At 48.3% G+C, this 23,117-nt stretch carries 25 protein-coding genes; 7 read left to right on the top strand and 18 right to left on the bottom strand.

Annotated features, from left to right (window positions below):
- Window positions 1-43: 43 nt before the first annotated feature.
- Window positions 44-394 (top strand): YhjD family protein, encoded by a 351-nt coding sequence (locus L696_RS0127375; protein WP_483414263.1) that lies wholly within the window; start codon window positions 44-46, stop codon window positions 392-394.
- A 135-nt stretch (window positions 395-529) separates the two neighbouring features.
- On the opposite strand, the gene L696_RS0127370 is transcribed toward L696_RS0127375, so the two are convergent.
- From L696_RS0127370 to L696_RS0127350, 5 genes are all read right to left on the bottom strand, one after another.
- Window positions 530-859: a carboxymuconolactone decarboxylase family protein gene (locus tag L696_RS0127370; protein WP_025686485.1), complete on the bottom strand. Its 330-nt coding sequence runs from the start codon at window positions 857-859 to the stop codon at window positions 530-532.
- A 139-nt stretch (window positions 860-998) separates the two neighbouring features.
- Window positions 999-1,220, bottom strand: coding sequence for a hypothetical protein (locus tag L696_RS0127365; RefSeq protein WP_025686484.1), 222 nt, complete (start codon window positions 1,218-1,220; stop codon window positions 999-1,001).
- Between the two features lie 140 nt (window positions 1,221-1,360).
- Window positions 1,361-1,705: a hypothetical protein gene (locus L696_RS0127360; RefSeq protein ID WP_007429850.1), complete on the bottom strand. Its 345-nt coding sequence runs from the start codon at window positions 1,703-1,705 to the stop codon at window positions 1,361-1,363.
- Window positions 1,706-1,808: 103 nt separating this feature from the next.
- Complete coding sequence (locus L696_RS0127355) at window positions 1,809-2,381, bottom strand: xanthine phosphoribosyltransferase (protein ID WP_025686483.1); 573 nt, start codon at window positions 2,379-2,381, stop codon at window positions 1,809-1,811.
- Between the two features lie 86 nt (window positions 2,382-2,467).
- Window positions 2,468-3,073 (bottom strand): DedA family protein, encoded by a 606-nt coding sequence (locus L696_RS0127350; protein ID WP_025686482.1) that lies wholly within the window; start codon window positions 3,071-3,073, stop codon window positions 2,468-2,470.
- 141 nt (window positions 3,074-3,214) lie between these two features.
- Between L696_RS0127350 and L696_RS0127345 the strand changes: the two genes are divergently transcribed.
- The gene (locus tag L696_RS0127345) at window positions 3,215-4,321 is read left to right on the top strand and encodes a YkvI family membrane protein (RefSeq protein WP_025686481.1); all 1,107 of its coding nucleotides are present in this window, start codon (window positions 3,215-3,217) and stop codon (window positions 4,319-4,321) included.
- On the opposite strand, the gene L696_RS0127340 is transcribed toward L696_RS0127345, so the two are convergent.
- On the bottom strand, window positions 4,318-5,442 hold the full coding sequence (locus L696_RS0127340) for a glycosyltransferase family 4 protein (protein WP_025686480.1): 1,125 nt from the start codon (window positions 5,440-5,442) through the stop codon (window positions 4,318-4,320). The two genes, L696_RS0127345 and L696_RS0127340, sit on opposite strands and share 4 nt — an antisense overlap.
- Before the next feature lie 210 nt (window positions 5,443-5,652).
- Here L696_RS0127340 and L696_RS0127335 point away from each other — a divergent pair, with 210 nt between their 5' ends.
- A complete protein-coding gene (locus L696_RS0127335) occupies window positions 5,653-6,831 on the top strand; it encodes a GGDEF domain-containing protein (RefSeq protein WP_025686479.1) in 1,179 nt (392 codons plus the stop codon).
- Between the two features lie 107 nt (window positions 6,832-6,938).
- Here the strand turns inward: L696_RS0127335 and L696_RS0127330 are convergent, their stop codons facing one another.
- Together L696_RS0127330 and L696_RS0127325 are read right to left on the bottom strand one after the other, a co-directional pair.
- Complete coding sequence (locus L696_RS0127330; RefSeq protein ID WP_025686478.1) at window positions 6,939-7,721, bottom strand: pseudouridine synthase; 783 nt, start codon at window positions 7,719-7,721, stop codon at window positions 6,939-6,941.
- The gene (locus L696_RS0127325; protein ID WP_025686477.1) at window positions 7,718-9,391 is read right to left on the bottom strand and encodes an RsmB/NOP family class I SAM-dependent RNA methyltransferase; all 1,674 of its coding nucleotides are present in this window, start codon (window positions 9,389-9,391) and stop codon (window positions 7,718-7,720) included. Before L696_RS0127325 ends, L696_RS0127330 begins: the two co-directional genes overlap by 4 nt.
- Window positions 9,392-9,554: 163 nt before the next feature.
- Here L696_RS0127325 and L696_RS0127320 point away from each other — a divergent pair, with 163 nt between their 5' ends.
- Window positions 9,555-10,082 (top strand): thioredoxin family protein, encoded by a 528-nt coding sequence (locus L696_RS0127320; RefSeq protein WP_025686476.1) that lies wholly within the window; start codon window positions 9,555-9,557, stop codon window positions 10,080-10,082.
- Window positions 10,083-10,184: 102 nt separating this feature from the next.
- Here L696_RS0127320 and L696_RS0127315 read toward each other — a convergent pair whose 3' ends face one another.
- The 3 genes from L696_RS0127315 to L696_RS0127305 are packed head-to-tail and all read right to left on the bottom strand — an operon-like array spanning window position 10,185 to window position 12,692.
- Window positions 10,185-10,751 carry a DUF309 domain-containing protein gene (locus L696_RS0127315; RefSeq protein WP_025686475.1) on the bottom strand — a complete coding sequence of 189 codons (567 nt, stop codon included), beginning with the start codon at window positions 10,749-10,751 and terminating at the stop codon, window positions 10,185-10,187.
- A complete protein-coding gene (gene yjbM, locus L696_RS0127310) occupies window positions 10,752-11,564 on the bottom strand; it encodes a GTP diphosphokinase (protein WP_025686474.1) in 813 nt (270 codons plus the stop codon).
- Window positions 11,565-11,597: 33 nt separating this feature from the next.
- A complete protein-coding gene (locus tag L696_RS0127305; RefSeq protein WP_025686473.1) occupies window positions 11,598-12,692 on the bottom strand; it encodes a quinone-dependent dihydroorotate dehydrogenase in 1,095 nt (364 codons plus the stop codon).
- Between the two features lie 220 nt (window positions 12,693-12,912).
- Between L696_RS0127305 and L696_RS31340 the strand changes: the two genes are divergently transcribed.
- Window positions 12,913-13,059 (top strand): hypothetical protein, encoded by a 147-nt coding sequence (locus L696_RS31340; protein ID WP_014280871.1) that lies wholly within the window; start codon window positions 12,913-12,915, stop codon window positions 13,057-13,059.
- 26 nt (window positions 13,060-13,085) lie between these two features.
- On the opposite strand, the gene L696_RS0127295 is transcribed toward L696_RS31340, so the two are convergent.
- The 3 genes from L696_RS0127295 to L696_RS0127285 form a co-directional block, all read right to left on the bottom strand.
- Window positions 13,086-14,516, bottom strand: coding sequence for a L,D-transpeptidase (locus tag L696_RS0127295; protein ID WP_025686472.1), 1,431 nt, complete (start codon window positions 14,514-14,516; stop codon window positions 13,086-13,088).
- A 163-nt stretch (window positions 14,517-14,679) separates the two neighbouring features.
- Window positions 14,680-14,922 carry a ferredoxin gene (locus L696_RS0127290; protein ID WP_014280869.1) on the bottom strand — a complete coding sequence of 81 codons (243 nt, stop codon included), beginning with the start codon at window positions 14,920-14,922 and terminating at the stop codon, window positions 14,680-14,682.
- Window positions 14,923-15,084: 162 nt separating this feature from the next.
- On the bottom strand, window positions 15,085-16,365 hold the full coding sequence (locus L696_RS0127285) for a DNA polymerase IV (RefSeq protein WP_025686471.1): 1,281 nt from the start codon (window positions 16,363-16,365) through the stop codon (window positions 15,085-15,087).
- A 247-nt stretch (window positions 16,366-16,612) separates the two neighbouring features.
- On the opposite strand from L696_RS0127285, the gene cimA reads away from it, so the two are divergent.
- On the top strand, window positions 16,613-18,229 hold the full coding sequence (gene cimA / locus L696_RS0127280) for a citramalate synthase (protein WP_025686470.1): 1,617 nt from the start codon (window positions 16,613-16,615) through the stop codon (window positions 18,227-18,229).
- Window positions 18,230-18,286: 57 nt separating this feature from the next.
- Here the strand turns inward: cimA and L696_RS0127275 are convergent, their stop codons facing one another.
- From L696_RS0127275 to L696_RS0127260, 4 genes are all read right to left on the bottom strand, one after another.
- Window positions 18,287-18,937, bottom strand: coding sequence for a TlpA family protein disulfide reductase (locus L696_RS0127275; RefSeq protein ID WP_025686469.1), 651 nt, complete (start codon window positions 18,935-18,937; stop codon window positions 18,287-18,289).
- Between the two features lie 173 nt (window positions 18,938-19,110).
- Complete coding sequence (locus L696_RS0127270) at window positions 19,111-19,848, bottom strand: exonuclease domain-containing protein (RefSeq protein ID WP_025686468.1); 738 nt, start codon at window positions 19,846-19,848, stop codon at window positions 19,111-19,113.
- Window positions 19,845-20,927 carry a DUF294 nucleotidyltransferase-like domain-containing protein gene (locus L696_RS0127265; RefSeq protein WP_025686467.1) on the bottom strand — a complete coding sequence of 361 codons (1,083 nt, stop codon included), beginning with the start codon at window positions 20,925-20,927 and terminating at the stop codon, window positions 19,845-19,847. Before L696_RS0127265 ends, L696_RS0127270 begins: the two co-directional genes overlap by 4 nt.
- 48 nt (window positions 20,928-20,975) lie before the next feature.
- On the bottom strand, window positions 20,976-22,379 hold the full coding sequence (locus tag L696_RS0127260; RefSeq protein ID WP_025686466.1) for an ammonium transporter: 1,404 nt from the start codon (window positions 22,377-22,379) through the stop codon (window positions 20,976-20,978).
- A 295-nt stretch (window positions 22,380-22,674) separates the two neighbouring features.
- Between L696_RS0127260 and L696_RS0127255 the strand changes: the two genes are divergently transcribed.
- On the top strand, window positions 22,675-23,106 hold the full coding sequence (locus L696_RS0127255) for a MerR family transcriptional regulator (protein ID WP_049827539.1): 432 nt from the start codon (window positions 22,675-22,677) through the stop codon (window positions 23,104-23,106).
- The last annotated feature ends 11 nt before the right edge of the window (window positions 23,107-23,117 follow it).

The raw sequence follows: 23,117 nt of genomic DNA, 5'->3' as shown, positions 1-23,117 counted from the left end.
TTACATTTCATGGAACTGATTTTGAGCAAGTACAGTATCTGAAATAAAACATGAATTTAATAAATGTCATATTCGTGTTTTGGACATACAACAAAACCACTCAGGCGTCCACGCCACCTATATAAGTAAAGGAAATAAAGAGCAGTTCAGTATGGCTATGCCTGCATTCCGCAAAGAAATGTATGAACGAATGCGCGCTTATCTGGGGCTTTCTACCTCTATGCCTCATACAGCTGCCTTCCCTTTACCCGAAAAGCAACGCCCCGAGTTTCCAGACAGCCGCTCAGCTTCCAAGCCCCTACGGTTTGTTGAACGAAGTCTGGTTACATCCTCCTCGGCCTATAAGCGTAAATCGCTTCGCCCTGCTGCTTCTGCTGCAAGCGGAAGTGCATAATCCCCGCACAGCCCGCAAACGAAAGAAGCTTCCGCAGGCACAACCGTGCTCGGAAGCTTCTTTACATAATCAGCTATCGTTATCCATTCCTACCCGCTATGAATGAGTGTGAAGCATATCCATTAATAATTCGCTTTATTGCAGCGCCTTCTGTACACGTGTAACCCCTTGGCTTAGAGCGTGTCCTCCGCCTACCGCTGCAGCTACAGCTATGGTCTCCATAATCTCCTGATCACTAGCTCCTTTGGACCGAGCCTCATCAACGTGATAAAATGTGCATACCTCATTATTGGCAAACAAACCAATACCTAGAGCGATCAGTTGCTTGCTCTTTTCATCCAGACTCCCGGCTTGAAAACACTCTCCGGTAAAACGGTGATATGCTTGGACTACCTCAGGCAACTTATTCTCTAAATGACTGATTTGATCCTTATACGCATGTATTTTTTCATTCATAACCGTCAAGACACAGCACACCCTCTCATATGGAGTATATTCTTATGTACTGTGCCCGGTTTACAGGCTGCATATGCCATCAAGGCGTACACCTATTTTTTCCAGTCACTTCAAACCCTTTTATCCAGCCAACCCGAAGCCCATTCCCCTAATCCATCTCTACTGGATTATGACGCGGCTCGCTGAAAGGCTGATATGTATAGCTGCGATCCAGCTTGACCACACGCCGATTCTGGCGGCGAATAAGCACCTGCTCCTCGTCCCACGCCAGCACAATACCAATCACATCGTTGGACTCCAGTCCATCCCGCACGACGCGTACCTTCTCACCGGAGAGCCGATAGGCATCTAAATCTTCATCCTTAATCATCCTTGTCCCTCCTTATACACTTTTTTCTAATATTGCGGCTATCATTTATGCACATTAAAAAGTTTAAAAAGAGACCTAAACAAAATCATTTAGGTCTCTTCCCTCTTACTACTTATATGGATTGCCAACAGAGCAACAAATTATCCCGATTGATTTACACTGTGATCATGTTCTTTTGTATCGTTCTTCTCGTACCAGAAGTCCAGCACTTGTGCAGACAACACTCGCTGATCTACGTACTCCACTTGGTGGGCAGTAAATTCTTCTTTCCAAGAGAAGGACAATTCTTCGCATAAGTTAACCAACGTCAACAACTCAGACCAGGCCACATAGCGTTTGTACCAAAAAAACTGAGGATGTTCAATCATATAGGGATACAAATCGTCAAATTCCGTATGCTTACAATCCAAGGCACGTTCAAAATGTACTTTAGCCGCTGCCAGTTTTTCCAGAAAAAACTGTTCGGTCAATTGCTCTTTCCCCATGTTGCTGCCTCCTCTCCCAAAACCTTATCTATATTATAAGCGAAATTGAAGCTCATGCAAAGGTTATTATTAGAAATAAGGATCAGCAGTTTCTGAATTGTTACTATTCGGCAAACTCGATCTTGCCGTCCGTTAACGATGAAATTCTGACAAGTGACTCTACCCGTATACCCTGCTCCCGGATCGTTCTCGCTCCAGCCTGGAAGCATTTTTCCACGGCCACGCCGAATCCGACCAGCTCCGCACCGGAGCGTTGAATGATTTTGACCATACCTCTTGCGGCATCACCATTGGCGATAATATCATCAATGAACAGAACACGGTCATGCTCATGAATAAATTGACGGGACAGCATAATGTCCGTGACAATGCCTTTCGTAAATGAAGGCACACGTTCGCATAATGCGTCCGGGTCGGCCAATAAAGTTTTTTTGCGGCGGGCAAACACCAGCGGTACACCCAGCTCCAATGCTGTTGCGAAACCTATGGCAATACCTGAGGATTCCACGGTTACCACTCTCGTGATATTCTCTTCCCGGAAACGGGCTGCGAACTCTCGTCCCATTTCCATCGTCAACTCCGGATCAACCTGGTGATTAAGTAAGCCATCCAGCTTCAACACCTGATCCGACGCAACGACGCCTTCTTTTAAAATCCGTTCCTTTAATACTTCCATTCCATGACCTCCCACGGCATTCCTATGCGGTAAAAGTACCATACATCACCTGACGTTTTCAAGCCATAGCTTGCTTTCCCATACGTTCATGTGACATTTTTTTTACGCTTATTCCAAAACCACGCGACTATTCCTCCCAAAATAATCAGAAGAATGACTGCCAGCCCTACCCGATGTGTCACCCTTTCCATCAGCTTCGCCACCTGTTCCCAGTGCATGCCCACCGCATGTCCAATTCCCAGAAACGTACCGCACCACAGCAATGCGCCCGCCGATGCATACATCATATAGCGAAAGACGCTCAAACGGGTCGTACCTGCCAGATATGAGGACACATGTCGCAAGCCAGGGACAAAGTAACCGAACAGAATGCCCCAAGTGCCGTAGCGTCCGAACCAGTTCTCGGAAGAAGCAATTCTCGATGGCGTAAGCCTCACCCATTTACCGTATCGGTGCAGCAGCGGCTTGCCAAGCAAACGACCGAGCGTATAACTGAGCATCATGCCAGTCATACTTCCGGAAAATGTGACTGCCAGCGCGGCAATAAAGTTGTAGTGTCCTTGAGACACAAGCCCGCCGAAGGCGATCATCAGCACTTCGTCAGGTATCGGCATACCAGCTACTCCAAGGGCAAGCAAGCCGAACATTGCCAAATATCCGTATTCCAGTATCCATGCAAGGATTTGACCCATAAATTACGCTCCCGTCAAGCTAATCGTTAAATTCAAAATAATTATTTTCAGTCTCATCCAGTCATGTCCCATTTCAGTTGAACATAGTTTGTATTATATGCTCGCTACAGCGTTATTCAAGCAGGCAAGGAGGGACTGGGGATGAAACGTAATATTCATGTTTTGCAGATTGCTTTTACATACATCGGAACAATCGTCGGTGCCGGATTTGCTACCGGACAAGAAATATTGCAGTTTTTTACACAGTACGGACGTTGGGCTACACTCACCATCATGCTGTCCACACTCATATTTGTATGGCTGGGTACGAAAATGATGCTGATCGCTCACGATATTTCAGCTCGGTCCTACGAGGATCTGAACAAGCACCTTTTTGGAGCCAGAGCCGGCAAATGGATTAGCTGGTTCACGCTCATCATACTCATTGGTGTCAACAGTGTTATGCTGGCAGGAGCGGGTTCTGTTTTCGTTGAACGCCTCCACCTGCATTACCAGACCGGACTGCTCATTACACTGATCGGAACATATCTACTGCTGAGCAAAGGAATCAAGGCTATCCTGCATATGAACACCATTGTTGTCCCTATGATGATGATTATGTCTATCCTGCTCATTAACAGCACACTCTCCATGCCAAACCCGCAGAGCTTTATTACAAATACGTCCGATTATAGTATACTGCGAGCCTGGATTTCTCCGCTGCTGTATACTTCCTTCAATCTGGCAATGGCCCAAGCTGTGCTTGTACCACTCGGCAGTCAAACCTTTTCCCGCAAAACGATTCGCTGGGGCGGGGTTTTGGGCGGGATTGGCGTCGGGTTTATGCTCATGTCTGCTCACTTTGCCATGTCGGCACATATGCCGGGAATTCGGCAATTTGAGATCCCGATGGGAAGCATTGCTTACCGTCTGGGGGCCCTGGTCGAAATCATTTATATTTTACTCATTTTCATGGAAATCTTCAGTACCTTTGTGGCCGACATTTACGGTGTCAGTCTGCAAATCCGCCAGCATATCCAAATTTCGCCTAAGCTCATCACACTATTCATTATGCTCACATGTTTTCTAATCAGTCAGTTTGGTTTCAGCTCACTGCTGTCCGTTCTATATCCCATTTTCGGGATGCTTAGTCTGATGTGGGTGAGCAAGCTGATCATGGCAGGACGTGGGGGACCCTTCCGTTCCTCACGTCCTCGCTCCAGCTTTCGGCATTCTGATTCAAAATCAGGTGGTACACGCCATGGTTAGGGCTGGAATTTCAAATACATTTTCTTTAGCTCATTGACAGCCCTGCTCAGGGAATAGCTCGATTTAGCCTTGTCGCAGGCAGATCGCGCCAGCTCATAACGATAGGCAGGGTCTGCGATAACCTTTTCCAATGCGTCTGCAAGTGCCCCCGGACTGTCGGGTGGCACAAGCAGACCATTTACGCCATCCTCAATTTGCTCCGGTATTCCTCCCACCTCTGTACCCACCAAAGCCAAACAGCTCAAAGCGGCCTCCGCAAACACGGAACCAAAGGCCTCCGCTCGTGAAGGCAAAACAAACACATCAAAAAAAGGCATAAACTCTTCTGGATGAAGCGTGTATCCATAAAAGATCGTTTCATGGTAAATATCCAACTGCCGCGCCAGCTCTTCCAGCTCGGGTCGAATGGGACCATCTCCGATAATATGCAGCACATAATGCTGATTTCTCTTTTTCAACTCAGCGCAGGCCTGTAACAAAATATCCAATCCTTTAGCTGGGACGAGGCGGCAGACGGTTATAAGCTGTGTCACTTCATTTTCATGTGGTATGGGCTTAAAACGTTTCTCATCATATCCATTCGGAATGACCACAATATCTTGCGGATTTTGTACATAAGGCGTCAAGTAATGCTGGAAAGAATGAGATACTGCAATCAGGCGATCGGCCTTATGCTCCAGCTCCCGATACAAGGACACCAGAAATTGATGCTCGGGACCGTTCTCCTCTATTTTACCGTTTAGAATTAACTCCTTCTCATAAGAAGAGTGAATCGTCTGAACGAGCGGGATGTCGGGAAAAACAGTTTTCATAGCAATCCCGGCAATCGGGTGATGAGCATGAATGAGATCAAAGGGCTTCTGAATGCGAAGCCGGGTCCACCACAAATAGTCACGGTACGTCTGAATATATTTTTGGACAATCGGATATTGTTCATATTGCGTCCAGTCAAAGGTATCAAATATCACTTCATCCCTGCCCTTGTTGCGAATCCGTTTAGGGATTGAAAATAGCTCCATTTCCCAACGCGAGGACATAAATCGCTCTTGCAGATATGGAATCATAGATGAAACGCCGCCCGGTTGCTCGGGTGGGAAAAAGAGAGCCTGTAGCAATTTCATGACGTGCTTCCCCTTTCAAGCGTTGTACTGCCCGGAACACAGGTTGTATGTATAGGTTTCCGGATTTTCTGAAAAATGATATATTGAGAATAATTGTTAAGTACAAAAGAAAATTATAACATTTTAAATGGAATAAATCCTGTCTATTGTATCGGAAACGATATCCCCCGTTCAATAGACTGACTATCTATACAGATGGAGTCGGTGACGTTGACGTTGTTGTCCTTATCGGGAACCTTCGGTTTCCCATCTCTGGCCGGAGCTGTAAGTGCCGCCTGCGGTTTGTATATTATACTCATGATGGCGCTGATGTGCGTGATCATATATAGCAGACAGCGAAAAAAAGCCTATATCCTTTTTTCGGTTGCCACTATTTTTATTATGACATATGAAGCCATGAATCTCTATTCGGCAGGTGGCGGCACAATGCCGCTGCAAGGAATCGTGTGGCAAAATACGCTGGAGGCTGCTGCCTTCGTGCTTACCAATGCCGCCGTATTTCAGCTCTACCGGAAGCTAAAACGTGCAGGAGCATGGTCTTTGCTATTGCTGGGAGCGCTACTGATATTGCCAGTTAGTGCATGGGCTGCCGGATTGCTGCCCAGTTGGATCAGCGCAGCAAATCTCGTCGGGTTCACCCTGCTTTATCGACTCATTGTGCTTACTTTAAGCCTAGTGTTCATCATCCCACGAATCGGTCAGCCCAAAAAGTTTGCACTGGGCTTGCTGTTCTATTTGCTTTGGCTTGGCTGTCTGTGGTTGCGAGCCGACATTCCGGCTGAAAAAGTTGCAACAAGCACAGTCCTATGGATGTCATTTTTGCCATTGCTGTATTACACTACGTTGTTTCTAATCCTGTTTGAACGGATTGTGGAGCTGCTTCAACGGATTTACCGTTCCTCCATTACTGATGGTTTGACTGGCCTGTATAACCGTAAATACTTTTCGGGGCGATTGCGGCGATATATGGAGCAGGGAATCCGCGTGTCGGTCATTTTTTGCGATATTGATAATTTCAAAAAGCTGAATGATACGCAGGGCCATGCCCGCGCGGATGATGTACTTAAACAGGTTGCACAGATTATGGAAGAAGAACTGGATGAAATCGGACTAACCGGAAGATACGGCGGTGAGGAGTTGGTCGCGATGGTGGTTGATCGGCGGGCCAAGGTCGGACAGGTCGCGGAACGAATCCGTGAACGGGTCGCCGATGAAAGCATCGTGACCATCAGCGTCGGGCACAGCACGTTAAAGAAGGAAATGAACCCGGATGAACTGGTTAAACAGGCCGATCAGGCTATGTACATATCCAAAACAACGGGCAAAAACAAGGTCACAGCTTATAAGGCAGCAGAAGTAAAAAAAAGCCGGGCGGCACGCGCACAATAAACATGCAGTCTCCCATATGTTAGCTGTAAATCATAGTCTGTATAGTAAAATGACGCACAGGGAACTCCCATAAGAGCCTGTGCGTCATTGCTGCTTCACTATATCCATCAAGCCTCTGACGTTGCAGATGCCAAATCCCGGCCGATCCATGCCAACTCCTCGTTTGACAGCTCACGATAGCTGCCCAAGGGTAGCTGATCATCCAGCGTTAACGGACCCATCGCCGTTCTTTTCAAATACGTAACCTTTTTGCCAACCGCCTCAAACATGCGCTTCACCTGATGAAACTTTCCTTCATGGATCACAAGTGAAATGTATGAAATGACTTCTTCATCTGCCCCTTGCGCTTTTTCATGACGAAGAATGGTCAATTGGGCCGGAAGGGTAACATAGCCGTCATCCAACTCCACCCCTGCTGCAAATTGACGTATATCCTCTTCCGTCACATGTCCCGACACCGTAGCCTCATACGTTTTGGGAACATGTCGTCGTGGAGATAAGAGTTCATGCGCCAGCTTGCCATCGTTCGTTAACAATAGCAGCCCTTCCGTGTCCTTATCCAGCCGTCCTACCGGGAAAGGCTCAAAATGCCGTTCCTCCGCACTCAGTAAATCCAGCACCGTCTGCTCTCTTGTATCCTCGGTAGCGGATATAACGCCCGGTGGCTTATGCAACATGATATAAATGTACTCCCGAAAAACAACCCGTTCCCCGTTCACTTCAATCTGATCGTTGTACGGATGAACCTGCAAGCCGCTATCCTTGGTAGTCCGACCGTTCACGGTAATCATCCCTTGCTTTACCTGTCTCTTGATATCACTGCGCGAACCGTATCCCATATGGGTTAGAACCTTGTCCAAACGCTGCGTCTGTCTTCCTTTCCCACTCATACCGATGTCCACCTCCAGCCTGTAGGGTATTCATTTTTGAGCATACCGTCCTGCCATTTGCCCCATCCGGCAGAATATCCGTCAATGCATACGAGAGCGTAGCCTTTGGGCTGTGCTTCGTTCCGCAACGTCATTCTCTGGACCGGGATGGATAACGTTTCACCTTTCAAATAACGGATGGCTTCTGTGTCTGAACTGGAGAGGTTTATGCTCCTGACCACCTCAGAAGGACGCAAAGCCACCGCCAGCGGGTGCGAAGGCACAAACCGACCATTCTTGTCTGTTCCCATAAACCAGCCCGGACGGACCACCTTAAGCCCGTCCAGACGATGAGATTCCAGCGGCGACTGATAAATCCGATCTCCGTAAACTACCATATGGCCTGCAAATGACGCCTCAAGCTGCTCCTGTACAAAATAGAGATAGGACTCCAGTACATCATGTTGTCCGCTCTCAGCCCATTTTGCCGCATCTTTGCCGAAACGAGATTTGTTGGTGCCGAAGCCGCGTGCATTCGCTCCTTTACCCGATTTCCCGCCCATCCCTTTGCCACTTCGTTTGTGCTCTCCAGTTGCAGACCTGCTCTGTCCACCTGGCGTCGGCGCTTCCTTGACGGACAGCCGCTGCTTCTTACGAGTACGATCCACACCTACGCTTGTACCTATGCTCAAAGCCTTTTCGTCCTTGTCGGCGGATTTAAAGGATTCGACCGTTCCCTGATTATCCGCTGTAGCTGTACGACTGCCTTGATGTTGCAACACAGCGATAAAATGACCCTCACCCTCTATAAGATGGGGCCAAAGGCGTGCCGTTCCACGCAGTTCCGGATGGTCTACCGCAACCGCTTCACTCACCCATTCCGGGTGACCTGGAGCAAAACCCGTTCCTGAAGGAGCAGGAACAACATCAAAATCAGGATGTGCCTCCAGAAACTCTGCGATCATCCCTTCATTTTCTTCCGGCGCAAAGGTACAGGTCGAATAAACAATTCTTCCACCGTTACTTAACATAGATGCTGCCACTCGCAAAATATCCCGCTGCATAACTACACATTTGTCCACCGAATGGTTTTCCCATTGCTTCGCCATATCCTCATCCTTGCGAAACATCCCTTCACCCGAGCAAGGTGCATCAATTAATATTTTGTCAAAAAAATGAGGGAAGGCATCTGCGATTCGATCCGGGCTTTCATTCAGTACCACGGCATTTCGCACACCGTATAATTCCACATTTTTAGCCAACGCCTTGGTTCGATCCGCGCTAATATCATTCGTTACGAGCAGACCGCTTCCTTGCAGCTTGGCCGCAATTTGGGTCGATTTCCCGCCCGGTGCAGCGCACAAGTCCAATACAGCCTCACCCTGAGCAACATTTAGCAATTCTACTGGAGACATTGCACTTGGTTCCTGCACATAATACAGTCCCGCATGATAATAAGGATGTAACCCCGGCTTGGTGCCGTACGGAACATAAAAACCTGTATCACACCACGGAATTGGCCGCAGTTCAAAGGGCGAAATCGCCTTAAACGCCTGCACCGAAATTTTTAACGTATTGACGCGTATCCCGGCATGAGGCGTATGGTCATAAGCAGCCATAAAAGCCTCAAACTCGTCGCCGAGCAATTGCTTCATGCGCTTCACAAATGCTGTAGGGAGCTGTACACCCATAATTGTAATCATCCTGTCCTGTTAAAATAAAATTTATTGTACCATAATCAACATGTTAAGCTGCAATATCCGTGTGATTTACAAACTTCCACTACAAACTGTAATGTTGTATAATAATGAGATTCATAGCTACATATTTTGAATTTTGATAGGAGAGATTGCATTGAACGCTCAAAAATCCAACAAAAAAAAGCTTATACCTGTCATTGGCTTTTTTGTTGTGCTCGTCATTTTGCTTGGGGTGCTGCTCGCTTTGAATTCAGGCACTAAAAACAAGCTGTATGGCGTTTCCACAGCCTCGTTAAAACCTGCCACCCAAGAGCTGCTGAATGATCCAAACTATCAGCAGATTATTAAACCGGAGGATCTGCAAAGCAAAATTGACAAAAAGGAAAACTTTTTCGTCTATCATTTTGCATCTGACTGTGTTCATTGCCGCGCCACCACTCCCAAGCTCATGTCTTTGAGCAAGCAGGAGAACGTCACGATGCACGAATTTAACCTGCGTGAGTATGAGGATGGCTGGGACAAGTATAAGATTGAGTATACCCCTACGCTTATTTATTACGAAAAAGGCGTGGAAAAGGAACGCATGGTAGGCGGGTTGAAGGAAAGTCCTTCGGACAACGGGTACACACTCGACGATTTCAAAGCCTTCTTTGACAAATATAAAAAGAATGTAACTTCCTAAACAACCTCCTAAACGACTTCCACACGGCTAGGCTACTGAACGATAAAGCAGCCCGATCCCTGAAACGGATCGGGCTGCTTGCTTTCATGGACACGCCTCAGATTACGTCGTCCCCTTCGTACTAGGCGAGGTAGAGGAACTGCGGGCCGCCTGTCTACGCCTCACAGAAGCCTCAAGCGCCTGCTGGCGCTGCTCATGCTTCTCCCCACGCCGCGGGCCTCTCTGCTGCGGGATGTTGGCTGGTATGGACGGCGATGCCTCCTCCACAGCCTGGCGTAGCACGGGATCGACGATTTCAATCGTCAAATCCCGAAAACCCGGCGGCTGGTGCTGGAGATCTTCCGTGCCAGCTACAACGGCCTCGGCAAGCTGGCGGGCGCAAGCACGCGCCTCGTTCACCAGCTTCGCCATGTTAATGCCCAGCGCCTGCGGAGACGCATGCTCCAGCTTGTGTACCGCGCTGTCCAGCAACATATGTCCACCGCGAAAATTTCCGTTACGGAAGTGATACAGCCCTACAGCAATTTGCAGCAAACCTTTATATACAGGGTCACGGTCCAGCTTTAGCCACAGCTCTTCCAGTACCTCGTGACATTCAAAATAATCCCGATCCCGATTGAAGTATACTAAATAAGTCACGTACAGCGGTTCGTAGGAAAGGTTTGTCATTTAATCCTCATCCCTGTCTTCTTCCTTGGTAGAGGCTTCTAGCATCTCTTTGACCTCATCGTGAAGCAGCTTGATTCCTTCCATGTCGTGCCGCTCCCACAGCTCATTAAACCTGCGCTGCGCATCAATCGTTTCACTGATCTTATGGTAGAAATACAGTCGGTGCATACCTGTCAGCACTTTGGATACAATATTCGCTTCATCCTCGAACTTCTTCTGCGCTTCCAATATTTCAAGACGCATCGAAGACATCTCATTGTCCAGTACGAAGGCCGCCTCGGCTGCCTTTTTTAACCGTGTACGCATATTATCTGGCAAGCTCTCACGATACTTATAGCTGAGGGAATGCTCAATGGTCGCCCAAAAATTCATCGCCAAGGTACGAATCTGAATTTCTGCCAGCACAATTTTTAATCCAAGCGCTGTTTGCACCGGATATTCCACAATCATATGAAAGCTACGGTATCCGCTATCTTTATAATTGGTTATATAGTCCTTTTCATACAGTACGGTCAAATCCTTGCGTCTTCGAATGTACTCGGCTACCCGCCGAATATCCTCAACAAATTGGCACATAATGCGGATTCCTGCAATATCCTCGATTCCCGTCTCCAGCTGATCAGAAGGAACCTGTAATCTCTTCGCTTTATCGAGGATGCTTGATATTTTTTTCACTCGTCCGGTTACGAATTCGATAGGAGCGTATTCCTCGCGCTTTTTCAGCTCCGCACGCATTGTTTTGAACTTGACCTTAAGCTCCTCCACCGCCTGATCATATGGCAGCAAAAATGTTCCCCAGTCTCTTCCGTCCATCCCGTACCTCCTGTCTCTTCCGACAACACTTTTTTATCTGTGATCTGCACCAACAGCCTCGCTAATGTGTCTAAAGCCGTCCTTTCGCAGCAGCTCACGCAGACCGGCATGTAATGTCCGGTTCACTTCCGGTCCCTCATAGATCAATGCTGTATAAATTTCAATCAGGCTTGCGCCTGCTTTAATTTTGTCGTAAGCATCACGACTGCTGAAAATGCCGCCCGATCCGATAATCGGCAGTTTGCCATCGGTTTGGCGATACACTCGTCCGATGACCTCTGTAGAACGGTTACGTAGCGGCTTACCACTCAGCCCGCCCGTCTCACTCGCATTCCGGTGCGTCAGGCCAGCCCTCGAAATTGTCGTATTCGTCGCGATGATGCCGTCCACTCCACTGGCCGCAATCGCGTCTGTCATATATTCCAGTTCCTCATCCGATACGTCCGGCGCAATTTTGACCAGCACTGACTTGGCTCCGCCATGCTTCGTTGCCTGTACTCCCATTTCTGCACGTACTGCTTCCAGTAGCGATTTTAGCTCACTGCCATGCTGAAGCTTTCGTAGATCCGGCGTATTCGGTGAACTAATATTTACTACAAAAAAGTCCGCATACGGATACAGCGCGGAAATGCACTTCTCATAATCCTTATGGGCATCTTCATTAGGCGTGTTTTTGTTTTTACCAATATTCACAGCGACCGGAACAGGCCGATGTTTGAGCGTAGCCAGACGTTTAGCCATGCTTTCCGCACCCAGATTGTTAAAGCCCATCCGATTCACTAACGCCTCATCGGGAGGCAACCGGAACAAACGAGGACGGTCATTGCCGGGCTGTCCCACAGGTGTCACCGTGCCTACTTCCATAAAACCAAAACCAATGGAAGAAAAACCGACAACCGCTTCCGCATTTTTATCCAGTCCCGCAGCCAGTCCAATCGGATTGGGAAAATGAATACCGAACAGATCGACGGCCAAATCCGGCGTCTCCTTGACCCCGTACATTCCCCGCAGCGCTGTCGCTCCGCCAAGAAGTGAGCCCGCATGCTTTAACCCGTCAATGACTACATGGTGGGCCGTCTCTGGACTCATTTTGAAAAAAACAGGTTTCACAATCCTTCGATACAACACGATTCATCCACTCCGTTCTATGCCCTTGCGCAATCCTAAAAAAACATCTCTACAAAATAGTTTAGCTTTTTCCATACCAAAAAGAAAGTAATTTGCGGAGGTGCAGCATCAGGAACAATTCAGTTGTCATGGAGATGTCATTGAAAATGTATAATCAAACCATTTACAATGGACATAGTAAGACAGGGCTATAGCCCGTCAGAAAAGAGGGATTGCTGATATGAAGACCAAGCGCAAGCCGCCAAGTCTGCAAAAGAAAAAGGACGAGGTGAACAAGAAAGCGATTGTATGGACCGCCGTCAGTTTTGTTCTCCTCATCATTGTGATTGTTCTGGTCGTTGTTTTGGCACAAGCGGGAAATCGTTAAACTACACGTAGCAATAGCGTTAAGGATTAATTTAGCCAGTGATAGGTTTTGCGGGGATTGGTCTGGTCGTGCTGCGGCTCAGTCGTAAATCGGGAGCCAGGCACAAGCACTTGATCAGGCAGTCCCCCGGTACCAATGACCACCTCCGTACCTGAAGGTACGAGAGCAAATAACTCCTCCACATCCTGTTTGCCCATGCGAACGCAGCCCAATGACTCATTTTTGCCAATACTGTCCGGCTCGTTCGTGCCGTGGATGGCATAATTCGTTGCAGACAGCTGCATACCGCGGCTGCCAAACTCACCGTTGGACTTGCCGTTCGGATTTACGACTTTATCCGTAATAACAAACTTCCCTTCCGGAGTCCGCTCTCCGCCCAAACCGATAGCATAATTGCGGATCAGCACATTGCCACTCACCAATCCGAGCCTGTGCTTCGACTTGTCTACCACAATCCGCAGCGGCTGCCCCAGAAAAGGCCGTCCATACAGCGACGACGCCAGCAAAGGACTGCTTTCAGCCGACGAGCCAGCTTGTTGACTTGCTGCTCCTTCAGCCCTCTGTCCCTGTGAAGCAAGTAAACCGCGCATAGGTGCAAAAGCCTTCTTCATTCCGTCTGTCGTACCGTACATCATATTATTCGGAAACCTTCGGGTCAGCTCATCGAGACTTTGAGGAAGACGTTGATGCTGCGTACGAAAAGCACGCATGGAGCTATTCAGCACAGCCAGTTCTTCCTGTCCCGCAGCCCATTGCAGACCTGCTTTTCGAAGCTTTTCACTGTCAGACGGCTTACAAGCACAAGCTGCTGCGTCGTAAGACTGGACGACTAAGCCTCCATTACCTTTGTTTTGCAAGCTAAGCAGCGGTTGCATACGATCTCTCCAGAGCAGCCAAGAACCGCTTTGCTCCATACCCAGCACTGTAGTCTCGGCCGGAAGACGACCAGCCTTTGCCAGCATATCTGCAAGTGCCGTTCCTGCTGAACTGCCTGTGCGTGCTTGGGCCGTGAACACACCACCAGCACCAGGCCCACCGATCTGAGCCACTTTATTCGGGTCAGAAGCTTGCTCTCCTGCCACTTTGACATTGTCGGCTGCCACACGCTCTGTTCCAGGCGGAACGGATGCACTTTCCCTCGAATGACCCGGCGAATTGGCTGAAGGTACCCATATTAGAAGAAGTACCATCAACGTAGTTAGCAAATAACGCGTTCGAGCCGTTCTCCGCGCCTTCTCCTTGGACATCTGCACCACTTTATCCTGATACTCCATCCATACGTCTGCCGGAATCTGTTTATGCTCGAAGGCTTCGAACACTTCACCCGCGCGATTGAAACAATAATTTGCTTTCCCCTCCTGACCACTGCTCTCATACTCTTTGCCGAGCAAATACCAGGCCATTTTATTATCAGGGTGCATTTTTACATACGATTTAAGATGAGGCGAATGATTCATCGGATCCTCCTGATCGTGTAGTCTTACCCTATTCTTTACTATGTATATCGGTCAAAACAGGCCATATGGACAGCACATAAAAAAAACAGCACCGACAGCACCTTTTCACCGTTGTACGGCAAAGAGTGCTGTCGGTGCTGTGCCTATCCAAGATAGCGTAGACTTAACCTTCTTTATTGAAAGGCTCGTCTGCAACTTTAATAGAATCTGTAGGACAACCATCGCAAGCATCCTGCATATCATCAAACAGGTCATCTGAAATTGCCTTGATGCCTTGGTTACCATCCCCATCAAAGATCACTTCAGCCAGGCCCTCATCATCATAATCATAAATGTCCGGCGCTGTAGCACCACAAGCTCCGCACGCGATGCATGTATCTTTTTCTACCCAAGTGTATTTAGCCATAACTCTTCTCTGCCTCCTATACAATCAAACAAACCAGCTTTTGCATTCTATTCACATATTAATACAAACAAAAAAATTTTACAAATTATTTTCATTGATCCTTTATCCAAAAAATACTTATAGCTTTACGCCTCGCTGCTTCACATAAACTCATCCAAAAGTTTACTCAGGCGTCTGGAGATTGTCTTTTTGCAGCGAAGTTCCGCGCAGTTTGGAGTTCCGAAGAAGTACCGAAGGGTCATCTCCCAACATCCCGGCGGTCAGAACTGCATTTTCGCCAAACTTGTCTCGTAATGCATCCATCGTCTTCAGCAAGCTTTCCTTTTTGGGCTGGTCCTTGTATTCAAATAGATCCATTTGAACGGCAGCTTCTTCCTTCGGGATTAGCTGCTGAAGCGTAATTCCCAGCAGGCGAACAGGCTTGCCCTCTCCCCAATGCCGCCGATACAGCGCACAAGCTTCCTTATATATGTCCTCTGCGCTTTCCGTAGGAATACTCCTTACTTGAGAACGCGTAAAGGTCTTCATCTCCGGCGTCCGAATGGTCAGCTGAATACCTCCTGCCAGCATGCCATGCCGTCGAAGCCGGCGGGCTACCTGATCGCTGATATTGAGAAGCACCCGTTGGGCTTCCTCCAGCCCCACCACATCCATGGGCAAGGTAGTGGTGTGTCCGATAGACTTGTTCGGCTCCCGCTCGGTATTGACCGAAGAATGATTAATCCCGTTAGCAGCCAGCTTTAACCACGAGCCAGTCACGCCAAATACGTCGATCAGCATATGCTCGTCCGCCTTGGCCAATTGGCCAATGGTGCGAATATTCATTTCCCGAAGCTTATCGGCCGTTTTTCGTCCCACACCAAACAATTGACCACAGGGGAGATTCCACAAAACCTTTGGCACATCACGCAAGCGCAAAACAGAAATTCCGCGCGGCTTTTTCAGGTCAGAGGCCATTTTGGCAAGAAGCTTGTTGGGCGCCACTCCGATTGAGCAAGGCAGTCCCAGTTCGTCAGCTACTCTGCGCTGGATTTCCTCCGCGATCTCCATCGGCGTTCCAAACTGCTTGGAACCTGTAATATCCAGATAACATTCATCAATTGAAGTTGCCTCCAACATAGGTGTATACGAATAAGCAATGCTCATAAAAGCTTTGGAATAACGACGGTACAAGTGAAAATCAGGCTGAATCACGATGAGCTGCGGACAAATCCGCCGGGCTTGCTGGACGACCATCCCTGTTGAGATGCCCAATCGCCGGGCTTCATAGGAACAGGTTACGATTACACCTCTGCGCAGCTCACTGCTGCCCGCGACCGCGGTAGGCAACCCCTTGTATTTCTCCGGTTCCTCCGCTGCATGAACAGAACAATAAAATGCGTTCATATCGACATGCAGAATAACCCGTCCACCAACCGGATAATAAGCACTGACATCTCTCATGCTCAACCCTTCTTTTAACTATAAATTATAAAATAACGCTATGCCCTATTTTACATGAAAAATAAAGGTTTTGCGGTCAAAAATGATATTTATATATTACATTTGAAGTCATAAGTTGATATAATCAAAAATCATACGAATCAAGGCAGGTTGACACTTTTCTATTTTCACGCGTTAAATCATTAAATAAGCTGCTTAAAAAAGCAAAGCACTACCAATCTATGCAATCCGCGAAGGAGGAGTCCTCATGTCCACCGCTATCTCTATCTTCGATACAACACTGCGCGACGGAACTCAAGGAGAAGGAATTAGCTTGTCTGCTGACGACAAATTGAAAATCGCCAAAAAACTCGATGATCTCGGTGTTCATTATATTGAAGGCGGGATTCCTGGGAGCAACAGCAAGGATATCGAATTTTTCAAACGGGTTCAAGAACTGGGACTAAAGGCCAAGATTGTTGCCTTTGGCAGCACACGCCGTAAAGATAGCATAGCGGCACAGGATGCCAACCTGCAACGGATTCTGGAATCCGGCGCCCAAGCGGCTACTCTCGTCGGCAAATCATGGGATTTTCATGTACACACAGCCTTACAGACGACACTCGAAGAAAATCTGTCCATGATTTACGACTCCATCGCCTTTTTAAAGCAAGGGGGCATGGAGGTTATTTTTGATGCCGAGCATTTTTTTGACGGATATAAAAATAACCCCGAATATGCACTCGCCGTCATGAAAAAAGCGGAGGAAGCAGGCGCAGACTGGCTCGTCATGTGCGATACCAATGGCGGCACCATGCCGCATGAGATACAGGAAATTGTCACCACACTGCAGAGCCAGCTCACAAGGTCAAAGCTGGGCATTCACACACACAATGACTGTGAATTGGCTGTAGCCAATACATTGAGTGCAGTGCAAGCAGGCGCGAGACAAATCCAAGGTACGATTAATGGATACGGCGAGCGCTGTGGTAACGCTAATTTATGCTCCGTCATTCCAAATTTGCAGCTCAAGCTCGGCTACGAGTGTTTGGACTCCGACAAGCTAAAGCAGCTTCACAACACGGCCCGCTTTGTCAGCGAAGTTGCCAACGTGAATTTGCCAGTGAACCAGCCTTATGTCGGCAATGCTGCCTTTGCCCACAAGGGCGGTATCCACGTGTCAGCTATTCTGCGCGACTCGCGAACCTATGAGCACATCGCTCCCGAACTGGTAGGCAACAAGCAACGGGTGCTGGTCTCTGAACTTGCCGGGCAAAGCAATGTTGTGTCTAAGGCGCAGGAGTTGGGCATAACCCTTGATCCGTCCAGCAATGAGGCACGTGGGGTCATTAGCCGCATCAAGGAGCTGGAGCATCAGGGCTACCAGTTTGAAGGAGCCGATGCTTCGCTGGAGCTTCTCATTCGTGAAGCAGGCGGTGAAGTGAAGGAAATGTTCACATTTGAGTCCTTTAAGGTGCTGGTGGAGAAAACAGCGGGTCGCCCAGTTGTATCCGAAGCGTTCTTGAAGCTGAATGTTGCAGGCACAAGCGTTTATACTGCCGCTGAAGGCAACGGTCCGGTCAACGCGCTCGATAACGCACTGCGTAAAGCTCTTTCTCAATATTTCCCGGCACTGCGCGATATGCATCTGGCCGACTATAAAGTACGTGTACTCGATGAAAAGGATGCCACCGCTGCCAAGGTACGTGTGCTCATTGAGTCCAAAAATTACGAGGACGTATGGAGTAACGTGGGCGTATCCGAAAATGTAATTGAAGCCAGCTGGGAAGCACTGGTGGACAGCTTCCGTTATGCGTTGCTGGAAGCTCCGTCTCCAAAAAATCAGCAGAACGAGCTATCGCCCCAAGGACTGGTAAATCACTGATTGGATGGTTGCTCTTTGATGAATGCTTTTTATTTAATAAGCGGTGTCTTTTGCGGTCTATTCGGCCCCTAAAGACACCGTCTTTTTTTGCAGCAATTCTATTTTTCGTTCCAGCTCACGTTCGCCGAGCATGCCGATTATGATTTCACGTACCTGTCCATGACGGTCAACCATGACATTCGTCGGAAATGCAGCACCCCCAAATCTTTCAAACAGCGCTCCTTGCTCATCCAGCAAAACCGGAAATTGAAGGTTTAGCGAGCGGGAAAACTTTTGCACATCCTCCAACCGATCATAGCGTGTTACATTAATCCCATACACGTCCACATCATGCTTGTACTTGCTATATAGCCCATTCAGTACAGGTGCCTCCAAACGGCACGGATCGCACCACGAGGCCCAGAAGCTGATCACCAGTGCTTTATTATGCTTGGCTCCTATATTGTAGGATTTGCCGTCCAAACCTTTTAAAATCATGGAAGGAAGCGGTTGACCAGGCTGTATCTTTTGCATCACTTCTATAGCATCTAACCCTGTATCTATCCCTTTGCCAGTTTCAAGTCTTCCCTCACCCTCATATTCCTCCTGAATTTGCACATTTTTAGCCGGTGCGCTTGCCGCATAAGTCATGTTTGTTGCTCCTCCCGATGAAGCTACTCCTACAACCAGCATTACCATCAGGAATTTAATAAAAACAATTTTTTTCACAGTCCAATCACCCGGCCTTTCATCTGGCTCTCACCTTCTCCATATGGTGCCCATCCTGCTCCCACCTTTAACCCTTCCAATCTGTACAGGTGCACAAAAAAACAGCAATCCACGAATGATCGCAGACTTGCTGTAATGTTGTCCTATATTTGTAGCTTGTGCCCTGTACTGAATCAGGCATGACTTAAATGAGCATACACATCTGCCAAATTGGTCACATTACGCTTCAGCATTTCCTGAACGTACGCCACCCACAGCTTTGCCGTCATTTTCGCATCCTCTAACGCATGATGCCGCCCCTGAATCGGTATGCCCTGATAGGTCAGCAGCTCATCCAAACTGTACGTTTGGTGCTGCTGCGGTTCCAGCCATTTGGCAAGCATCATCGTATCCAAAACACGGTGGGTCAGTTGCACTTTAGAGGTTTTCCACAACGCAGCATTCAAAAATGCCTTGTCATGAGCGCTGGCATGCGCTACAAGCACCCGTCCTCCTACAAAGGACATAAAGTCATGCAGCCCATCCATAAGCGGCAAAGCCTCATCTGTCATTTCCCGGGTAATCCCGGTAAGCTCCGTAATGTGTTCAGGAATGGCCGTACGTGGATTGACAAGCGTGTAAAATTGCTCTTTTTCCATAATCGTATCCCCGACAACCCGAATCGCACCGAACGATAAAATCTCATCTCCGTGCTGCGCTGAAAATCCCGTGGTTTCCAAATCAAAAACAACCGTCTCCAAACGCTCCAACGGGGTCCGTAATACTTCAGAGCGCCGTTGCTCCCGGGTCAAGGAACGGATAAAGGCCATCTGCTGAGCCGTAGGAGCTCCCATCACAGAAGCGATGGCTGACGGTACCCCTCCTCTGCGAAGAGCGCTCCAAAAGCCGCCTCCCTGCGCTGGTTCCTTCATGGCCTTCTCCCTTCCGTAAACCGCAACTGTCTTTGCAGTGCACGATGAAGCCGCCGCACCGTCGAAAGCGCCTCGCGCAGCTCATGCCAGCCCTTACCTTGCTTTAACGGTTTGACAGCAAGGTAGCCTTTGCTAACCAAGAGCCCGTTCTTCTCCTGCACCGGAGTAGCCATCCGAAGCTGCAGCGCAATCCGAAAGGCCCGCTCGCAAGCATCCAGCAAAGGTGACGGTGCTGCTTCCAGCAGCGCGAGCCGCCTGAGCCTTTTCAACGTAGAGGTCTCCTCCACCCCGTGCTGCAAAGCCCAAAACCGTACTGCATTTACCAACGGGATGTACAAACCGTATTTTACATCAAAATCGCCTGCGTGCTCCCCGAAGCGCTCGGTAACGATCTGACCCAAAATATTAAGTGTCGCTTTATGCCTTACCGTGTTTCTAAGTACCGCAGACGGCAAATCGGGATGCTTGCGCAGCAACGCATAAAAGCTCCGCTTCCATTCTGCTGACAATTGCTCGTCTCCAGCGATATGTCTCATATCAGAAGAGATAATCAGATAACGAATCGGCTCCCATGCAAAATCATCCGACCATTTTGCCAGCTGCTCCTGCCACTCAGACAACGTTTGGCGCCATAGCGGCTCTGAACACATCACTTTCCCTTCACATTTCGGATATCCCAAATACTCCAGCATTGCAGATATCCTTTGGCCGAACTCCATAAAATATGATTCTTTCCCGACAGATGCAGTGTCACTAATAATCATACCGTTATCTTGGTCACTCCATAGCGTCGACTCCGAGCGTCCCATGCTGCCGAAGGCTATAAATGCGTAAGGGACGGGAGGAAGGCCAAAGCCATCCTCAACCATCCCTTTTTCGCACATTTGCACAGCTCTGGCTGCAATGCGGTCATGCATATCATTCGCCGTTTGTAACCAGTCTGATAACGGAGCGGAGGCTTGGGAAGCCAGCAGCCATTTTTGAGAATCGACCCTGGCCTGCCTTAGCGATTCAGGCGTATCAGCATGATCAATCGCTTCGGCAGAACTCACCCAAGGTGCCGTATTTTGCAGTTCCATACTTCCATCTCCTCCGCTCATCCATACTGGCTCTTTATATTTTACATATTAGCTAACAGTCCCAGAACGCTTCTCAGCCTCGGCAACCAGCTTCATTTGCTCAGGATAGCCGTACGTACCATGCTCGCTGATATCCAGCCCCATCGTTTCTTCTTCTTCCGTAACACGAATTCCCATAATGGCTTTCATCGCACCCAGAATAATGAAGGAAATGACGAATACGAAAGCAAATGTCCCTACCAGTCCAAGCAACTGTACTCCCAATTGCGTAAATCCGCCACCATAAAACAGCCCCGCTTGACCAACACCTGTTATTTTCACCAGTTCAGGAGTAGCAAACAATCCTGTGGATATCGCACCCCACATCCCTGCAATACCATGGACGGAAAATGCATATACCGGATCATCTACTTTTGCACGCTCAAACCATTGTGCTGTGAAGAAGGTAATAATCCCTGCTACCGCACCGATGACCAGAGCCGCCCAAGGAGCTACAAATGCGCACGCCCCTGTTATTGCTACCAAAGCCGCCAGTACACCGTTCAGCATAGACGGAATATCCGCTTTTCCATAGACCATCCAAGATACCAGCAGGGCAAACACTCCACCTGCCGCCGCCGCAAGATTCGTGGTTACCGCCACATACCCGAAGAAGCCGTCATTCATAGCCGATACAGCACTACCCGGGTTAAATCCAAACCAGCCGAACCAGAGAATAATAACCCCCAGAATGGAGTATACCTGATTATGTCCAGGGATAATATTCGGTTTGCCGTCCTTGTTGAACTTGCCCAATCTCGGTTTCAGCAGCAATGTAGCGACGAGTGCCGCCGTAGCTCCTGTCAGATGGACTACCGTCGAGCCGGCATAATCCTGCATGCCCAGCTTGCCAAGCCAGCCGCCGCCCCATACCCAGTGAGCTACAACCGGATAGATTACGATGGAGAACAAAATACCGAAAATGATGTATACACTTAATTTTGCACGCTCTGCCATTCCCCCGCATGCGATAGAAAGAGAAACCGCAGCAAAAGCAAAGTGGAACAAAAACATGATTGTAATCGGAACATCCAGACTTGAAAGGGAGTCAAACGATACAGCAGCATCCGTGCCGCTCATGAAGAAACCCGTCAGCCCCATAAATCCGTTACCGTCATCGTTACCGAAGCCTAGCCCGAACCCGAGAGCCCAGAAGGATAATGCTGCAACGCCTGTGGTGAGAATCGTTTTACCAGCGACATGCCCCGCATTCTTCATTCGTGTGGAGCCAGCCTCCAGCAATGCAAATCCCGCCTGCATGAAAAACACAAGAATAAATGCCAAGAAGGTAAACGCCGTGTTTAATCCCGCCTGAAGCTGAATATTTGTCGGACCGTCAGCAGCGAACGCACCTACCGGAAAAGCCAGTACCGTCAGCATGGCCAGTAATGCAACAAACCACTTTTTTCTCATGAAGCCCACTCCCTCGAATGTTAAGTTTCTTTACATTTCGTGAAATTCTTATTGTCATTATAATCAGAATACATGAAACTTGACAAGATATTTTTTATTGTTCGAAAAAAAAGTGATATCTGACTTTTCATGTTACGTTTAATAACTATAAAAGTAGCTTGTTTCACGGGCTAGAAAAGCATGACGTTTGACTGTACGGTTGGGAATCATGTAAAATATTTTTATAAGCACTCTGTTTGCAGATGCATAATATTGAAGGCTGAATGAAGAGCGCGAGGTGAGGACAGATGGGGATATGAAGCTATATCGAATTGGCGAGCTAGCCAAGACGGCTGGTGTCAGCGAACGGACCATTGATTATTATACGAAGCTCGGTTTGATCGCACCCGAAGAACGGTCTTTGAAAAATTATCGGCTATATAATGATGAAACTTTAAAAAGGCTTGAACGTATTAACCAAATGAAACAAGAGAAGTATAGCCTTGAGGAAATTAAACAGACATTAACTAAGTGGAATTCGGTTTCAGGCGAAGAGCACGTTACCGACAAGCTAACAAGTCTGGAGATGCACATGCAGCGCCTGGAGCGCGAAGTCAATGAGCTACAGCCTCTTCTGGGGCAGCTCAAGCCCGTTCAAGCACGCAAGCTGCTTACGGGTCTACTACCGCAAAGCGCCGCTTGTATCGAAGCTCTGAAGTATTTGCTGGAGCACAGCTCTATGATGTAGATCCCCGGGCT

The sequence above is a fragment of the Paenibacillus maysiensis genome, from assembly GCF_000520815.1.
Classification (GTDB): domain Bacteria; phylum Bacillota; class Bacilli; order Paenibacillales; family Paenibacillaceae; genus Paenibacillus; species Paenibacillus maysiensis.
This window is presented reverse-complemented; position numbering and strand designations above follow the sequence as displayed.

What these genes read in the sequence shown, in the direction of transcription:
- L696_RS0127365 (WP_025686484.1), bottom strand. Translation starts at nt 1,220, where the DNA reads ATGATTAAGGATGAAGATTTAGATGCCTATCGGCTCTCCGGTGAGAAG.
- L696_RS0127360 (WP_007429850.1), bottom strand. Translation starts at nt 1,705, where the DNA reads ATGGGGAAAGAGCAATTGACCGAACAGTTTTTTCTGGAAAAACTGGCA.
- L696_RS0127355 (WP_025686483.1), bottom strand. Translation starts at nt 2,381, where the DNA reads ATGGAAGTATTAAAGGAACGGATTTTAAAAGAAGGCGTCGTTGCGTCG.
- L696_RS0127350 (WP_025686482.1), bottom strand. Translation starts at nt 3,073, where the DNA reads ATGGGTCAAATCCTTGCATGGATACTGGAATACGGATATTTGGCAATG.
- L696_RS0127345 (WP_025686481.1), top strand. Translation starts at nt 3,215, where the DNA reads ATGAAACGTAATATTCATGTTTTGCAGATTGCTTTTACATACATCGGA.
- L696_RS0127340 (WP_025686480.1), bottom strand. Translation starts at nt 5,442, where the DNA reads ATGAAATTGCTACAGGCTCTCTTTTTCCCACCCGAGCAACCGGGCGGC.
- L696_RS0127330 (WP_025686478.1), bottom strand. Translation starts at nt 7,721, where the DNA reads ATGAGTGGGAAAGGAAGACAGACGCAGCGTTTGGACAAGGTTCTAACC.
- L696_RS0127325 (WP_025686477.1), bottom strand. Translation starts at nt 9,391, where the DNA reads ATGGGTGTACAGCTCCCTACAGCATTTGTGAAGCGCATGAAGCAATTG.
- L696_RS0127315 (WP_025686475.1), bottom strand. Translation starts at nt 10,751, where the DNA reads ATGACAAACCTTTCCTACGAACCGCTGTACGTGACTTATTTAGTATAC.
- yjbM (WP_025686474.1), bottom strand. Translation starts at nt 11,564, where the DNA reads ATGGACGGAAGAGACTGGGGAACATTTTTGCTGCCATATGATCAGGCG.
- L696_RS31340 (WP_014280871.1), top strand. Translation starts at nt 12,913, where the DNA reads ATGAAGACCAAGCGCAAGCCGCCAAGTCTGCAAAAGAAAAAGGACGAG.
- L696_RS0127295 (WP_025686472.1), bottom strand. Translation starts at nt 14,516, where the DNA reads ATGAATCATTCGCCTCATCTTAAATCGTATGTAAAAATGCACCCTGAT.
- L696_RS0127290 (WP_014280869.1), bottom strand. Translation starts at nt 14,922, where the DNA reads ATGGCTAAATACACTTGGGTAGAAAAAGATACATGCATCGCGTGCGGA.
- L696_RS0127285 (WP_025686471.1), bottom strand. Translation starts at nt 16,365, where the DNA reads ATGAGAGATGTCAGTGCTTATTATCCGGTTGGTGGACGGGTTATTCTG.
- cimA (WP_025686470.1), top strand. Translation starts at nt 16,613, where the DNA reads ATGTCCACCGCTATCTCTATCTTCGATACAACACTGCGCGACGGAACT.
- L696_RS0127270 (WP_025686468.1), bottom strand. Translation starts at nt 19,848, where the DNA reads ATGAAGGAACCAGCGCAGGGAGGCGGCTTTTGGAGCGCTCTTCGCAGA.
- L696_RS0127265 (WP_025686467.1), bottom strand. Translation starts at nt 20,927, where the DNA reads ATGGAACTGCAAAATACGGCACCTTGGGTGAGTTCTGCCGAAGCGATT.
- L696_RS0127260 (WP_025686466.1), bottom strand. Translation starts at nt 22,379, where the DNA reads ATGAGAAAAAAGTGGTTTGTTGCATTACTGGCCATGCTGACGGTACTG.
- L696_RS0127255 (WP_049827539.1), top strand. Translation starts at nt 22,675, where the DNA reads ATGAAGCTATATCGAATTGGCGAGCTAGCCAAGACGGCTGGTGTCAGC.